We start from the raw sequence: 12,707 nt of genomic DNA on the forward strand, positions 1-12,707 counted from the left end.
TTGCCGGGGTGGCGGAATCGGCAGACGCACAGGACTTAAAATCCTGGGAAGGGTGACCTTCGTGGGGGTTCAAGTCCCCCCCTCGGCACCAAATACTTAAGCGCCCGTAGCTCAATTGGATAGAGCGTCTGACTACGGATCAGAAGGTTATGGGTTCGACTCCTGTCGGGCGCGCCATTATTAGTTTCGTGGCTGGATCATTTTCCATTCACGGGGAGTAGCTCAGCTTGGTAGAGCACTTGGTTTGGGACCAAGGGGTCGCAGGTTCGAATCCTGTCTTCCCGACCATTCAAAATTGGGGCCTTAGCTCAGCTGGGAGAGCGCCTGCTTTGCACGCAGGAGGTCAGCGGTTCGATCCCGCTAGGCTCCACCAATTTTTATAAAGTAAAGATGTAATTTGGTATATACAATAGACGGCGGCGTAGCTCAGCTGGCTAGAGCGTACGGTTCATACCCGTGAGGTCGGGGGTTCGATCCCCTCCGCCGCTACCAAATGGACCTTTAGCTCAGTTGGTTAGAGCAGACGGCTCATAACCGTCCGGTCGTAGGTTCGAGTCCTACAAGGTCCACCATCTATACGGAGGAATACCCAAGTCTGGCTGAAGGGATCGGTCTTGAAAACCGACAGGCGGGTCAAACCGCGCGGGGGTTCGAATCCCTCTTCCTCCGCCATTTTATTTTGTTGATTTTAATAAATTATTATTATCGCGGGGTGGAGCAACGAGCATTTGCATCGTGAATCATCTGCGAGTTGTACCGATCGAACCACTGCTTGTATAAGCTAACTGAGATCGGGACAGTCCCATGAAAAATATTGGGCAAGTACAAACTTAAATTATTTTCTTATTACCGCGGGGTGGAGCAGTCCGGTAGCTCGTCGGGCTCATAACCCGAAGGTCGCAGGTTCAAATCCTGCCCCCGCAACCAAAATTTTGCTCCTTTGAGTTTTTAATATAAATGGTCCGGTAGTTCAGTTGGTTAGAATGCCTGCCTGTCACGCAGGAGGTCGCGGGTTCGAGTCCCGTCCGGACCGCCATTTACAACTATGATGTGGCTCAGTAGCTCAGTCGGTAGAGCAAAGGACTGAAAATCCTTGTGTCGGCGGTTCGATTCCGTCCTGAGCCACCATTTATTTATGGCGGCTGTGGCGAAGTGGTTAACGCATCGGATTGTGGTTCCGACATTCGTGGGTTCGATTCCCATCAGCCGCCCCATAGATTACTTTTGCGGGTGTAGTTTAATGGTAAAACCACAGCCACGAGCTACACATCATGAATACGCTACGAGTTGCCTCTATGCATACACGTCTTTGAATATGCTAGAAGAAGCAGAGGCATGTTGGGTCGTGTACTTAAATTTAATACATTTAAAACTATACGCGGGTGTAGTTTAATGGTAAAACCACAGCCTTCCAAGCTGTTGTCGTGGGTTCGATTCCCATCACCCGCTCCAAATTGGGCCTATAGCTCAGCTGGTTAGAGCGCACGCCTGATAAGCGTGAGGTCGATGGTTCAAGTCCATTTAGGCCCACCATTTTTTCTCACTGCATATAATGTGATTAATTTAGCATCAGTATTTATTCCGCAGTAGCTCAGTGGTAGAGCATTCGGCTGTTAACCGAACGGTCGTAGGTTCGAATCCTACCTGCGGAGCCAATTTGGAGAAGTACTCAAGTGGCTGAAGAGGCGCCCCTGCTAAGGGTGTAGGTCGGGTAACCGGCGCGAGGGTTCAAATCCCTCCTTCTCCGCCAGATAATGGCCCGTTGGTCAAGCGGTTAAGACACCGCCCTTTCACGGCGGTAACACGGGTTCGAATCCCGTACGGGTCATACAAAAAAAGCTGCTCATTGGAGCAGCTTTTTTTATTGCTCTTAATAACATTAGTTATATTAATTGGGTGGTTTTAATAACTGCTGTTAGGGACTTTTGTTATGCTTAATTGCTAGTTTTGGTCGTTGAGAGCCCTTCTAAAGGACTTTTCTTTTATTTATAATCATGATTTTGTCCTTGATAGCCCCTCTAAAGAACTTTTCTTTTATTTATAATCATGATTTAGTCCTTGAGAGCTCTTCTAAAGGACTTTTTTTTATTCATAATCATGATTTAGTCCTTGATAGCTCTTCTAAAGGACTTTTCTTTTATTTATAATCATGATTTAGTCCTTGAGAGCTCTTCTAAAGAACTTTTTTTATTCATAATCATAATTTAGTCCTTGATAGCCCTTCTAAAGAACTTTTTTTAATTCATAATCATGATTTAGTCCTTGATAGCCCTTCTAAAGGACTTTTTTTTATTCTTAATCATGATTTAGTCCTTGAAAGCCTTCCTAAAGGACTTTGCCTTTAATCAGAATCGCGATTTTGTCCTTGATACCGCTTATGAAGAACATTTCCTTTTATCAGAATTACGATTTTGTCCTTCATACCGCTCATGAAGAATATTTCTTTACCCATCACATCTCATCCCGTGACCTCGGAACAGTTGGATCACAATCAGGCTCCTCACTTCCCGTTGACTCGGCAATTTTCATTAAGTAATAGCATTCCTCCCTCGCCATATGATCGGCCATCAGTCCTGCAAAAGTCCCTAAAATCTGTTCCGTTAATTCGAGCTCTTCAATTTCGTGTAAGAATAATTTAAATAGTTCAATCTCTAACTTCACATCATGATTCATCCGTTCTAGTGCTGGGAAGGAATCAATGTTTGCCCGCAGGTAACCTGTTAATTCTACTGCTTTTAAATAAAATTGTTCAAAATGCTTGGTGTATTTATCACTTTTTTCTTTTAACCGTTTTTCTACGGCATCCAGAGTGTCGGAAATGGCTCCTGCATGCCCGGCAGCATCTAGTAACCAGACTAAATGATGATGAAGCTCATGAAAGATGGGAGGGGCTTCCCCATTTTTTAAGTAACTGATAATGAGTAAGTATTCTTCTAATTCATTGACCATATGATTAATAAACGTGGGGGATAGATGGATTCTGATTTTACCTGATACGTGACGGCGAATAATAGAAAGCTTAAATTCACGAAATTCCTCTGTGAGTTTTTCAGCCTCAGCTGTGAGGGCTTCTAATGATGGATAGACTTGGTGCTGAACCATTGTTAATAGACGGTCATATTCATTTTTAAAATAGATGGATATCTCAATATCCCCCTTTTGTTTTTCAGGCAGAGAATCCAAGATAAATCGGGCATGGTCTCCTAAAACCTGTAGCCAAAAAAGGTGCTCAAAAACAGCGCTCTCTTTGAATGTCTTCAATCGTTTCCCTCCTTTCGCTTGTTCCCATTCCAATGTATTCAGCGTACAAGTTCACTATGAAAAAGATGGAAAATAAAAAGAAGGTATCCGTTTAGGACACCTTCTTCCTTTAATCTTTATTGGGTTCCACTGATCCAACCGATTCTGTTTCCCCTTTTTTATTCATAGAGAAATCATTCGAATTATGCATTTCTTGATTCTGTTCTCCGCCTAAGTACGCAGGTCTGTGTTTCGATTGAATCCCTCTGAATTTATCAAAATTCTGATTAACGATGATCCTCACTCCTTTTGTAAAATATCTTCCTACTCACTCTTCTTTCTGGGCTCTTGCAGGCTGATATCTTCACCAGCCACGTTTTCCATCCTTCCGTCGACTGTTCCTTCCGTATAATCATCCGTTGCTTGTTCGTGAGTCATGGCTAATCCTGCACTTGTTTCATCTTTTTTATCATAATCCTGGACATCAAAGATTCTTCCAGCCACGTTTTTTCCGTAATCTTTATCCATCCTTTTGCTGCACCTCACTTTTTGAAATAGGGTCTAGCATAGTATTTGAATTAATAGGGTAAATATACCGTTACCGGCTTAACCTGCGATACAAAAAAGAGGCGGTTTAACAGGGATAAAGCCACCTGTTAAACCGCCTCTTTATATTACAAAAAGAAAGATACTGTTAATCCAATTGTTAATAATAATCCGAAGATGGTGTTGGTTTGGGCAGTGGCTTTCATTGCAGGCATCATTTCGATCGGCTTCATTTTTCCTTTAAAACCTTTAACCGCCTCATTTGCCTTTGGAATGCTTAAGAATACTAGCAGTAACCAGAATGAAAATTCATTAGAGAGTGCAAGACCTGCAACCCATAAATAAGATACTGCAAACATAGCTGCAAGCAGGTTTACCGCATTTTTTCGGCCTATTAAAATCGCCACTGTTTTACGGCCATTTTCTTTATCTCCATCCAAATCACGGATGTTATTCGAGAGCATAATGGCACCAACTAAAATCGAAATCGGAATCGAGATTAAAATACTTTCTGTCGTAACACTTCCTGATTGAATATAAAATGACAGCAGAATGATAATAAGTCCCATAAATAATCCAGAAATCAGTTCTCCAAAAGGAGTGTAGGCAATCGGCAGCGGTCCTCCAGTATAGAGATACGCGACTAACATACAAATAATACCGATGACAGCAATCCACCAGCTGCTTTCCATACAAATGTACACACCGATTAGTGTGGCGATGCCAAAAAAGCTTAATGCGAGCCCAAGAACTGTTTCAGGCTTTACTCCATCTCTTACAATTGCTCCGCCAATTCCGACAGATTCTTCGTTATCTAAGCCGCGTTTATAGTCATAATATTCATTGAACATGTTTGTTGCGGCTTGAATCAAGAGACTTGCGATGAGCATGGCAAGAAATAATAAAATATTGATTTGACCCTCGTGTAAGGCTAAAGCTGTACCAATGGTTACGGGTACAAATCCTGCAGTTAACGTATGAGGTCGCATTAACTGCCACCACACCCTAAACCCCTTATTAGCTTGCACAGCAGCGGGTGCTTCCATTTTCGTTTCCATATGGCAACCCCTTCTATAATGTAAAATATTCAATAAGTACATACTCCTACAGAATAAGTGTAGGAAAAGTATAACAACCTGTCAACAATCGGAATATGGAAAAGCCGCCGAAGGAGAACAGACCAGAAAATCACGGAAACATGACAATTTGTAAAAAGTATTTTAAAATAAATAGGTCAAGTTTTTATTATGCAGTCTTGGATGAAAAAAGTGAAAATCCATCAAAGTATAAAAATGACATCATCTAAATGGTCTCATTTATACTATTTGCATGATTCCACTATATAGGGGGATTAAAAATGGCTGTAGCGCAACCAGTTTTATTTGCAGCTAAGGCTCTTGAAGCTATCCATATGGCTAAACAAAAAAATGAGCCTTTTTTTGTGTCAGAAATTCTAAAAATAGATGCTATAAACCCATTTCTTTTTTACCATGCGGGACAAGCGCTGTATCAAAATGAGCGTTTTTTCTGGAAAAATGCAGATGACACACTTCAACTCGTAGGGTTAGGGAGTGCTTTCTCAATTCTATCCAATGAAGATCATGGCCGATTTGCACATGTTGAAGAAGAATGGACAAAGTTTAAAGGCCGCGTGGTATCCGATAATAAAGGAAAAATAGAGGGGGCTGGTCCCGTCCTATTAGGCGGCTTTTCGTTTGATCCGAAAAAAAGAGAAGCAGGAATCTGGTCATCGTTCCCTAATGCTCAATTTTTTGTTCCTAAATTTCTGCTGACCATTCACAATCACAAAGATGTATATCTGTCTGTAACTTTTGCTTGTAAACCCTACGACGAAGAATCGATTGTTAAGGGAGTTAATCAAGAACTAGAAATGCTTCTATCAGATGCAAGGAAATCGTTTGAAAATACCAGACCTTTATTAGTTTCTAAAGAAGAAATTGCTCCTGACCAATGGAAGGCGTCTGTCAGCAGTGCAATTGATGCTTTGAAAAATAAGGAGCTTGAAAAGGTTGTGTTAGCAAGAAAAATAAAATTAACCTTTGAACAAGAACTCGATGTTACATCGATTTTACAAACATTAGATCAGGAACAAAAAGACAGCTTCGTCTTCTCATTTGATTGGCAGGGTGCTAGTTTTCTCGGAGCTACCCCTGAGCGGTTGGTCCGGAAAAAAGGAGATTTAGCACAATCCACCTGTCTTGCCGGTTCAATTGGCGTTGGTCAATCTGACGATGAAACGGCTGAGTTAGGGAAATGGTTACTAAAAGATGAAAAAAATACAGTTGAACACAACTATGTGGTTCAACAAATAACGAAGACCTTTGAAAATTTATGTTTAGAGGTTCAAGTCGATGAAAAACCTAAAGTATTAAAAATGAGAGATATTCAGCATTTATATACTGGAATAAGAGGAAAAGTCTTACACCATGTCTCACTTCTCGATTTTGTGGAAAGTTTACATCCAACTCCTGCCCTTGGAGGGACACCGCGAAATAAAGCGCTTCAAGTGATTCGGGATTTAGAGCAAATGGATCGTGGCTTTTATGCTGCTCCAATTGGATGGTGTGATTTTGAAGATAATGGTGAGTTTGTAGTTGGATTACGTTCAGGGTTAATTCAGGATCATAAAGCCACATTGTTTGCTGGCTGTGGAGTTGTGGAAAACTCTGTCCCTGAAAAGGAATATGAAGAGACACGGATTAAATTCAGACCAATGTTATCGGCACTCGGGGGAATGGAAAATTGAATTGGAAAACTGTTTTAACGGTATATGTAAAAACAATCGTTGAAAGCTTATACCAAGCTGGTGTTAGAGATGCAGTTATAAGTCCTGGTTCCCGTTCTACTCCGCTAGCTTATTTATTTGCAGAACATCCTGACATTCAGACACATGTAGTGATCGATGAAAGGTCTGCAGCCTTTTTTGCGATGGGGATGGCTAAAAAATCAAGCCATCCTGTTGTTTTGTTATGTACTTCAGGAAGTGCGGCCGCTAATTATTACCCGGCAATTGTGGAAGCTAAATATGCGAGAGTACCCTTGATAGCGTTAACAGCAGACAGACCGCATGAATTAAGAGAAGTCGGAGCTCCGCAGGCGATTGATCAGACTCATTTATACGGAAAACATGTGAAATGGTTTGTTGATCTCCCGCAGCCATCTAATCAGTCTAATACGATTTCCTACTTGCGGCAAACATGTTATAAGGCCTTTGATCTGAGTCAACAGTTTCCAAAAGGTCCTGTTCATTTAAATGTGCCGCTGCCGGAGCCATTAATTCCTGAATTGCCTGTAGAGTTTTCTAAAGACCAGTCAAGGAACAGCAGCGGGATAGGCAGAACCTTTCCGACCAGTTCAATGGTTAGAGAGCTTTCAAGTCTGTTAAACTCAAACCAAAATGGACTTATTATAGTAGGGGAGATTGCAGACGAAAAGGCCGCAGATTGGATTGTGGATCTTTCCGAAACCTATCAGCTTCCGATTTTGGCGGATCCGCTGTCTCAGCTTAGATCCAATGGAGATTCTCCGATTCAAACTTTAATTGATGCCTATGATACCTTTTTGAGATTTAAAGAGGTGCAAAACGAAGTCAGACCTGATTTTGTCATCCGCTTTGGGTCTATGCCCGTTTCTAAATTTTTATGTCAATTTATGGAAGAACTTGAAAGCATTAGATTTATAGTGATTGATGAAGGAGGACATCGGGATCCAATTCATAAGGCAACAGACACATGGGCAGTGAATGAATCCTTACTTATCAAAGAAGTTTTACAGGATCGTCCAACTCCACAAAAGCCTGGCAAATGGGCAAAGAAATGGCTTCATTATAACCAGCAAACGAGAATGTTAATTGAGGAAAAGAGTCCTTTACTCAAGTGGAATGAAGGTAAAGCAGTTCATACGATTCTGAACTACCTCCCGGACCAATCTCTTTTATATGTGGGAAACAGTATGCCAATTCGGGATGTAGATACATTTTTATCTAAGCAGCCGAAGCGAGTTCATGTCTTAGCCAACCGGGGCACAAATGGAATTGATGGTGTTGTGTCCTCTGCACTGGGTGCAAGTGCAAAGAATACATCCAATTACCTGCTCATCGGTGATTTATCTTTTTACCATGATCTTAATGGATTACTGATTAGTCAAATGGAAGGAATTGATATTACCATTTTTGTCTTAAATAATAATGGAGGGGGTATTTTTTCCTTCCTGCCACAATCGAATGAGCCCTATCATTTTGAAAAATTATTTGGCACACCGGCTAACTTAACGTTTGAACATGCTGTGCAAATGTATAAAGGCTTTTACACAAAGGTTATTAATGAAGCAGAATTAGAGGAAGCTCTTAAAAGCCTTTACACTAAACAGGGTTTAAAGGTAGTAGAAATTATGACGAATCGTGAGGAAAATGTCGTTATTCATCGAGAATTGTGGAATTTTGTTTCCCGGGAAATGATGGGAAATGAGTGAAAAATCTATGTATTTAAAGATAAGGGGTATTCAATACCATCTGAAGATTTGGGGGAGCGGTGAACCACTGTGGCTTCTGCATGGGTTTACCGGTTCCTCGAATACATGGGATATCCTTGCTTCTTCTATTAGTCAATACCGGACTATTGTAGCGATAGATTTACTAGGTCACGGGAAAACTGATTCTCCTGATTCCCCACAAAGATACACGATGAGTGAACAGATAGAGGATCTCGATGAAATAAGAAGGCAGCTTTCGTTTGATTCAATAGAACTATTAGGTTATTCCATGGGCGGACGAGTGGCGCTTTCTTATAGTATTTTAAAAAAGCAACAAGTAAAAAAATTGATCCTGGAAAGCAGTTCCCCCGGATTAAAAACAGAAGCGGAGCGTGTCGTTCGGCAAAAACATGATCTTAACCTGTCATTAAAAATAAAAAATGAAGGTCTTGAGTCCTTTGTAGCCTATTGGGAAAACATTCCTTTGTTTGCAACACAAAAGTCGCTTCCTGACTCCGTGAAAGAAAGAATCAGAGAAGAACGATTATTCCAAAATCCTATTGGCCTTGCCAACAGTCTGATTGGATTTGGAACAGGCAGTCAGCCATCCTTGTGGAAACGGCTTAATGAGGCAGTAATTCCCACTCTATTAATCACTGGACATGAAGATCAGAAGTTTTTATTAATTGCAAAGCAGATGGAAAAATTAATGCCCCAGGCAAAACACGTGAATGTTTTTAATGCGGGTCATGCAATCCATGTGGAACTCCCGCAAAAATTTGGTAAAATAGTTAAAGAGTTTGTACTGCATACATAAAAAGGAGGTTTTCATGATGGCAATAGAATGGAAATCAGAGCGTCAATATGAGGACATTTTATACGAGACTTACAATGGTATTGCGAAGATCACGATCAATCGTCCAGAAGTGCATAATGCTTTTCGCCCTAAAACAGTAATGGAAATGATTGATGCCTTTGCATACGCGAGAGACGATGCTAATATTGGAGTTATTATTTTAACGGGAGCAGGGGACAAAGCATTCTGTTCCGGCGGAGACCAAAAAGTAAGAGGTCATGGCGGATATGTGGGAGAAGACGAAATTCCACGTTTGAATGTTCTGGATCTGCAAAGATTGATTCGAGTAATTCCAAAGCCTGTTATCGCCATGGTGGCAGGGTATGCCATTGGCGGAGGTCATGTACTGCATGTAGTCTGTGATTTAACGATTGCAGCTGAAAATGCTATTTTCGGACAAACTGGTCCAAAAGTGGGAAGCTTCGATGCGGGGTATGGCTCAGGTTATTTAGCAAGAATTGTCGGACATAAAAAAGCAAGAGAAATTTGGTACCTATGCCGTCAATATAATGCACAAGAAGCTTTAGAAATGGGACTTGTGAATAAAGTCGTTCCGCTTGAGCAATTAGAGGAAGAAACGGTTCAATGGTGCAACGAAATTCTTGAAAAGAGTCCAACAGCAATCCGCTTCTTAAAAGCCGCATTTAATGCAGATACAGATGGATTAGCTGGTCTCCAACAGATGGCTGGAGATGCCACTTTGCTTTATTATACAACTGATGAGGCTAAAGAAGGCCGCGATGCCTTTAAGGAAAAAAGAAAGCCAGATTTTGGCCAATTCCCGCGATTCCCTTAATAATCTTGTTTCAGAAAGCTTAGCGATATAGTCGCTGAGCTTTTATAAATTAGAGGAACTTCATTGTGAAGTAGAACACCTGGTAAAATACGTGTAAGAAGGTGAAACAATGTCTAGTCCGGTTATGCCCATTTGGGTGACACAGCGGGCAAAATTAACACCAGAAAGAATAGGTCTTATCTATAAAGGAAAATCCTATACCTTTCAAGAGATATGGATGGAATCTAAAAAGTGGGCAAATCTGCTGTATCAGAAGGGTGTCCGTAACGGGGATCATGTTGGGGTCTGGATGAACAATGATGCAAAGACTGTATTTATTATTCATGCTTTACAACTTTTAGGGGCCCGGGCGATTTTGTTCAATCGGAAACTCCAGAAGGATGAGCTGTTTTGGCAGCTGGATAATTCCAGGGCTACTTGTTTGATTCATGATGGGGATATTGGTGAAATCAAAGGATTTTCTATTTTGGAGATTCAAGCAGAGGAGCACGAGCGTACGTTAAGTACTGCTCCAGACGATTCCTTGTTACTTGATGAGTGCTCAATGGATGATGTCTGCTCGGTCATGTATACTTCAGGAACAACAGGAAAACCCAAAGGGGTCCTGCAAACGTATGGAAATCACTGGTGGAGTGCAATGGGGTCTGCACTTAATCTCGGACTAAGCCACGACGATATCTGGCTTGCAGCAGTTCCGTTATTTCATATTAGCGGCTATTCCATCTTAATGAGAAGTGTTATTTATGGCGTGCCTGTTATTCTATATGAACGTTTTGATGAAGCAGCTATAAATAATGAGCTTATAAGTGGAAATGTAACGATTATCTCAGTTGTAACTGCTATGCTAAGCAGATTACTGGAAAATTTAGCGGGGCGAACCTATTCACCTAAGCTGCGCTGTGTCCTGCTTGGAGGAGGACCGGCTCCTTATCCGATTTTAAAGGCATGCAAGAACAAAAACATTCCTGTCTTTCAAACCTATGGAATGACGGAAACGTCTTCGCAAATCGTGACTTTGGCACCTGAATATGCTTTAACGAAACTGGGGTCCGCAGGGAAGCCGTTATTCCCATGTCGGGTGAAAATTGACAGGTCCGATGAAAATGGAACAGGAGAAATCTTAGTAAAAGGCCCCAATGTTACGGTTGGTTATTTCGAACGTCCTGATGCAAATGAACAGGCCTTTCAAAATGGCTGGCTTAAAACAGGTGATATTGGCTACCTTGATGATGAAGGTTTTTTATTTGTGCTAGATCGCCGGTCTGACTTAATTATTTCCGGAGGAGAAAATATATATCCAGCAGAGATTGAATCTGTATTATTATCACATCCCAGTATTCGTGAAGCGGGTGTTGTCGGAAAAGAAGATCCAACCTGGGGACAGGTTCCAGTTGCATTCGTGGTTTTATCAAAACAAGAAGACGATTTAGCAATAATCAATTGGTTAAAAGAAAAAATTGCGTCTTATAAAGTGCCTAAGCAAGTTATTGTTGTTGATTATTTGCCTCGAAATGCATCGAATAAGCTGCTGCGGAAAGAGTTACGGAATTGGCTCTAAATTAAAGGGGTCAGACATTAGGGTCTGACCCCTTTAATTTATAAATCAGCAGGTTTAAAAGTTTTGCAATCCGTTTCTTTGCTATTGTGAGCACGGTCTCCTCTTTGGGCCACTACATAAATTTCATCAGCGCCGCAAAGATTGCCATGTTCCCAGAAAATGCAGTTGTTGACTTCACATTTTACGTCTTTGGCCACTGTGTACACCCCTTTCTAGCTGTACACATATATTGTTCTCGAGAGCTTCCATTTGAATACTACGTAATTAAAAGGGGTAGCTTCCGAATTTTTGTAAAAAAGTCAGCTTTTTTTGCGGAAGCCGTTCCATTTTTTCGGAACAGGGTCAATTCCGCCGGGATGAAAGGGCTGGCATTTCAAAATCCGGACAATGGTTAAATATCCCCCTTTAATAAAGCCGAATCGGTTGATAGCCTCTATGCCATAATGAGAACAAGTTGGATAAAACCGACAGGATGGGGGTTTTAAAGGAGAAATAAATTTTTGATAAAAACGAATAATTCCTAAAGCAATATATTTCAAATAATCACCTTTCATTTCTTATACACTTTTATCATAATGGTAATAAGAAAAAAGAAAGAACGCAATTTTAAAGTTTAAATAGCACTAAGTAGATGAAAAAAATCGGAATTTACGATAGAATAGGTTGAGGAACAAATAAGGAGGGTTAATAAATGCCATCTGTAGAAAGCTTTGAGCTAGATCATAATGCTGTTAAAGCTCCATACGTCCGCCACTGTGGTGTTCACAAAGTCGGCAGTGATGGAGTTGTCAATAAATTTGATATTCGTTTCTGCCAGCCAAATAAACAAGCAATGAAGCCAGATGCCATTCACACGTTAGAGCATCTGTTAGCGTTTAATATTAGAAAGCATGTTGAGAAATATGACCATTTCGACATTATTGACATTTCTCCAATGGGATGCCAAACTGGGTTTTATTTAGTTGTCAGCGGTGCTCCTACCGTTGAGGAAATTATCGATTTGTTAGAAGAAACGATGAAAGATGTGGCAACGATTGAGGATATTCCTGCTGCCAATGAAAAACAATGTGGCCAAGCAAAACTTCATGACTTAGAAGGCGCTAAAAGACTTATTCATTTCTGGCTGTCTAAATCAAAGGACGAATTAAAACAAGTTTTTGCATAACGCAGGGAAGAGGCTGAAACCATGTCGGTTTTTAGCCTCTTTTTTTTGTTAAAGT

General features: G+C 41.0%; 11 protein-coding genes and 16 tRNA genes. 22 read left to right on the forward strand and 5 right to left on the reverse strand.

Annotation, left to right across the window (positions count from 1 at the left end):
• The first annotated feature begins 2 nt into the window (after positions 1-2).
• The 16 genes from CRO56_RS12000 to CRO56_RS12075 all read left to right on the forward strand — a co-directional run bounded on the left by CRO56_RS12000 (position 3) and on the right by CRO56_RS12075 (position 1,828).
• Positions 3-91: transfer RNA gene (locus CRO56_RS12000), tRNA-Leu, on the forward strand.
• Positions 92-100: 9 nt separating this feature from the next.
• A tRNA-Arg gene (locus CRO56_RS12005) sits at positions 101-177 on the forward strand.
• Positions 178-211: 34 nt separating this feature from the next.
• A tRNA-Pro gene (locus CRO56_RS12010) sits at positions 212-288 on the forward strand.
• A 9-nt stretch (positions 289-297) separates the two neighbouring features.
• Positions 298-373 (forward strand) — tRNA-Ala (locus CRO56_RS12015).
• 42 nt (positions 374-415) lie between these two features.
• Positions 416-492 (forward strand) — tRNA-Met (locus CRO56_RS12020).
• Positions 493-495: 3 nt separating this feature from the next.
• Positions 496-572 (forward strand) — tRNA-Ile (locus CRO56_RS12025).
• A gap of 7 nt (positions 573-579) precedes the next feature.
• Positions 580-672 (forward strand) — tRNA-Ser (locus tag CRO56_RS12030).
• Positions 673-850: 178 nt separating this feature from the next.
• Positions 851-927, forward strand: a tRNA-Met gene (locus tag CRO56_RS12035).
• A gap of 32 nt (positions 928-959) precedes the next feature.
• Positions 960-1,036 (forward strand) — tRNA-Asp (locus tag CRO56_RS12040).
• 16 nt (positions 1,037-1,052) lie between these two features.
• Positions 1,053-1,128, forward strand: a tRNA-Phe gene (locus CRO56_RS12045).
• A 10-nt stretch (positions 1,129-1,138) separates the two neighbouring features.
• Positions 1,139-1,214, forward strand: a tRNA-His gene (locus tag CRO56_RS12050).
• A gap of 164 nt (positions 1,215-1,378) precedes the next feature.
• Positions 1,379-1,452, forward strand: a tRNA-Gly gene (locus CRO56_RS12055).
• A 4-nt stretch (positions 1,453-1,456) separates the two neighbouring features.
• Positions 1,457-1,533: transfer RNA gene (locus tag CRO56_RS12060), tRNA-Ile, on the forward strand.
• Positions 1,534-1,580: 47 nt separating this feature from the next.
• Positions 1,581-1,655 (forward strand) — tRNA-Asn (locus CRO56_RS12065).
• 4 nt (positions 1,656-1,659) lie between these two features.
• Positions 1,660-1,750, forward strand: a tRNA-Ser gene (locus CRO56_RS12070).
• Between the two features lie 6 nt (positions 1,751-1,756).
• A tRNA-Glu gene (locus tag CRO56_RS12075) sits at positions 1,757-1,828 on the forward strand.
• A 623-nt stretch (positions 1,829-2,451) separates the two neighbouring features.
• Here the strand turns inward: CRO56_RS12075 and CRO56_RS12080 are convergent.
• The 3 genes from CRO56_RS12080 to CRO56_RS12090 form a co-directional block, all read right to left on the reverse strand.
• Complete coding sequence (locus CRO56_RS12080; protein WP_097158873.1) at positions 2,452-3,261, reverse strand: DUF2935 domain-containing protein; 810 nt, start codon at positions 3,259-3,261, stop codon at positions 2,452-2,454.
• A gap of 303 nt (positions 3,262-3,564) precedes the next feature.
• Positions 3,565-3,768, reverse strand: coding sequence for a YozQ family protein (locus tag CRO56_RS12085; protein WP_097158874.1), 204 nt, complete (start codon positions 3,766-3,768; stop codon positions 3,565-3,567).
• 146 nt (positions 3,769-3,914) lie between these two features.
• Positions 3,915-4,844, reverse strand: coding sequence for a 1,4-dihydroxy-2-naphthoate polyprenyltransferase (locus tag CRO56_RS12090; RefSeq protein WP_097158875.1), 930 nt, complete (start codon positions 4,842-4,844; stop codon positions 3,915-3,917).
• A gap of 299 nt (positions 4,845-5,143) precedes the next feature.
• Here CRO56_RS12090 and CRO56_RS12095 point away from each other — a divergent pair, with 299 nt between their 5' ends.
• From CRO56_RS12095 to CRO56_RS12115, 5 genes are all read left to right on the forward strand, one after another.
• Positions 5,144-6,553 carry an isochorismate synthase gene (locus CRO56_RS12095; RefSeq protein ID WP_097158876.1) on the forward strand — a complete coding sequence of 470 codons (1,410 nt, stop codon included), beginning with the start codon at positions 5,144-5,146 and terminating at the stop codon, positions 6,551-6,553.
• Positions 6,550-8,277 (forward strand): 2-succinyl-5-enolpyruvyl-6-hydroxy-3-cyclohexene-1-carboxylic-acid synthase, encoded by a 1,728-nt coding sequence (gene menD / locus CRO56_RS12100; protein WP_097158877.1) that lies wholly within the window; start codon positions 6,550-6,552, stop codon positions 8,275-8,277. Before CRO56_RS12095 ends, menD begins: the two co-directional genes overlap by 4 nt.
• Positions 8,270-9,094, forward strand: a complete 825-nt coding sequence (menH, locus tag CRO56_RS12105) for a 2-succinyl-6-hydroxy-2,4-cyclohexadiene-1-carboxylate synthase (protein ID WP_245855853.1) — start codon at positions 8,270-8,272, stop codon at positions 9,092-9,094. The genes menD and menH overlap by 8 nt, the downstream gene beginning before the upstream one ends.
• A gap of 16 nt (positions 9,095-9,110) precedes the next feature.
• Positions 9,111-9,929 carry a 1,4-dihydroxy-2-naphthoyl-CoA synthase gene (menB, locus tag CRO56_RS12110; RefSeq protein ID WP_097158878.1) on the forward strand — a complete coding sequence of 273 codons (819 nt, stop codon included), beginning with the start codon at positions 9,111-9,113 and terminating at the stop codon, positions 9,927-9,929.
• Between the two features lie 109 nt (positions 9,930-10,038).
• Positions 10,039-11,487, forward strand: coding sequence for an o-succinylbenzoate--CoA ligase (locus CRO56_RS12115; RefSeq protein WP_097158879.1), 1,449 nt, complete (start codon positions 10,039-10,041; stop codon positions 11,485-11,487).
• 38 nt (positions 11,488-11,525) lie between these two features.
• Here CRO56_RS12115 and CRO56_RS12120 read toward each other — a convergent pair whose 3' ends face one another.
• Together CRO56_RS12120 and yidD are read right to left on the reverse strand one after the other, a co-directional pair.
• Positions 11,526-11,684 (reverse strand): DUF1540 domain-containing protein, encoded by a 159-nt coding sequence (locus tag CRO56_RS12120; RefSeq protein ID WP_097158880.1) that lies wholly within the window; start codon positions 11,682-11,684, stop codon positions 11,526-11,528.
• A 102-nt stretch (positions 11,685-11,786) separates the two neighbouring features.
• Positions 11,787-12,041 (reverse strand): membrane protein insertion efficiency factor YidD, encoded by a 255-nt coding sequence (gene yidD, locus CRO56_RS12125; RefSeq protein ID WP_097158881.1) that lies wholly within the window; start codon positions 12,039-12,041, stop codon positions 11,787-11,789.
• A gap of 137 nt (positions 12,042-12,178) precedes the next feature.
• Here yidD and CRO56_RS12130 point away from each other — a divergent pair, with 137 nt between their 5' ends.
• Entirely contained in the window at positions 12,179-12,652 is a 474-nt protein-coding gene (locus CRO56_RS12130) for an S-ribosylhomocysteine lyase (protein ID WP_097158882.1), read from the forward strand.
• Positions 12,653-12,707: the final 55 nt, after the last annotated feature.

The organism is Bacillus oleivorans (assembly GCF_900207585.1).
Lineage (GTDB): Bacteria > Bacillota > Bacilli > Bacillales > JC228 > Bacillus_BF > Bacillus_BF oleivorans.

What these genes read in the sequence shown, in the direction of transcription:
- CRO56_RS12115 (WP_097158879.1), top strand. Translation starts at nt 10,039, where the DNA reads ATGTCTAGTCCGGTTATGCCCATTTGGGTGACACAGCGGGCAAAATTA.
- menH (WP_245855853.1), top strand. Translation starts at nt 8,270, where the DNA reads ATGAGTGAAAAATCTATGTATTTAAAGATAAGGGGTATTCAATACCAT.
- CRO56_RS12090 (WP_097158875.1), bottom strand. Translation starts at nt 4,844, where the DNA reads ATGGAAACGAAAATGGAAGCACCCGCTGCTGTGCAAGCTAATAAGGGG.
- CRO56_RS12085 (WP_097158874.1), bottom strand. Translation starts at nt 3,768, where the DNA reads ATGGATAAAGATTACGGAAAAAACGTGGCTGGAAGAATCTTTGATGTC.
- menB (WP_097158878.1), top strand. Translation starts at nt 9,111, where the DNA reads ATGGCAATAGAATGGAAATCAGAGCGTCAATATGAGGACATTTTATAC.
- CRO56_RS12095 (WP_097158876.1), top strand. Translation starts at nt 5,144, where the DNA reads ATGGCTGTAGCGCAACCAGTTTTATTTGCAGCTAAGGCTCTTGAAGCT.
- CRO56_RS12130 (WP_097158882.1), top strand. Translation starts at nt 12,179, where the DNA reads ATGCCATCTGTAGAAAGCTTTGAGCTAGATCATAATGCTGTTAAAGCT.
- yidD (WP_097158881.1), bottom strand. Translation starts at nt 12,041, where the DNA reads ATGAAAGGTGATTATTTGAAATATATTGCTTTAGGAATTATTCGTTTT.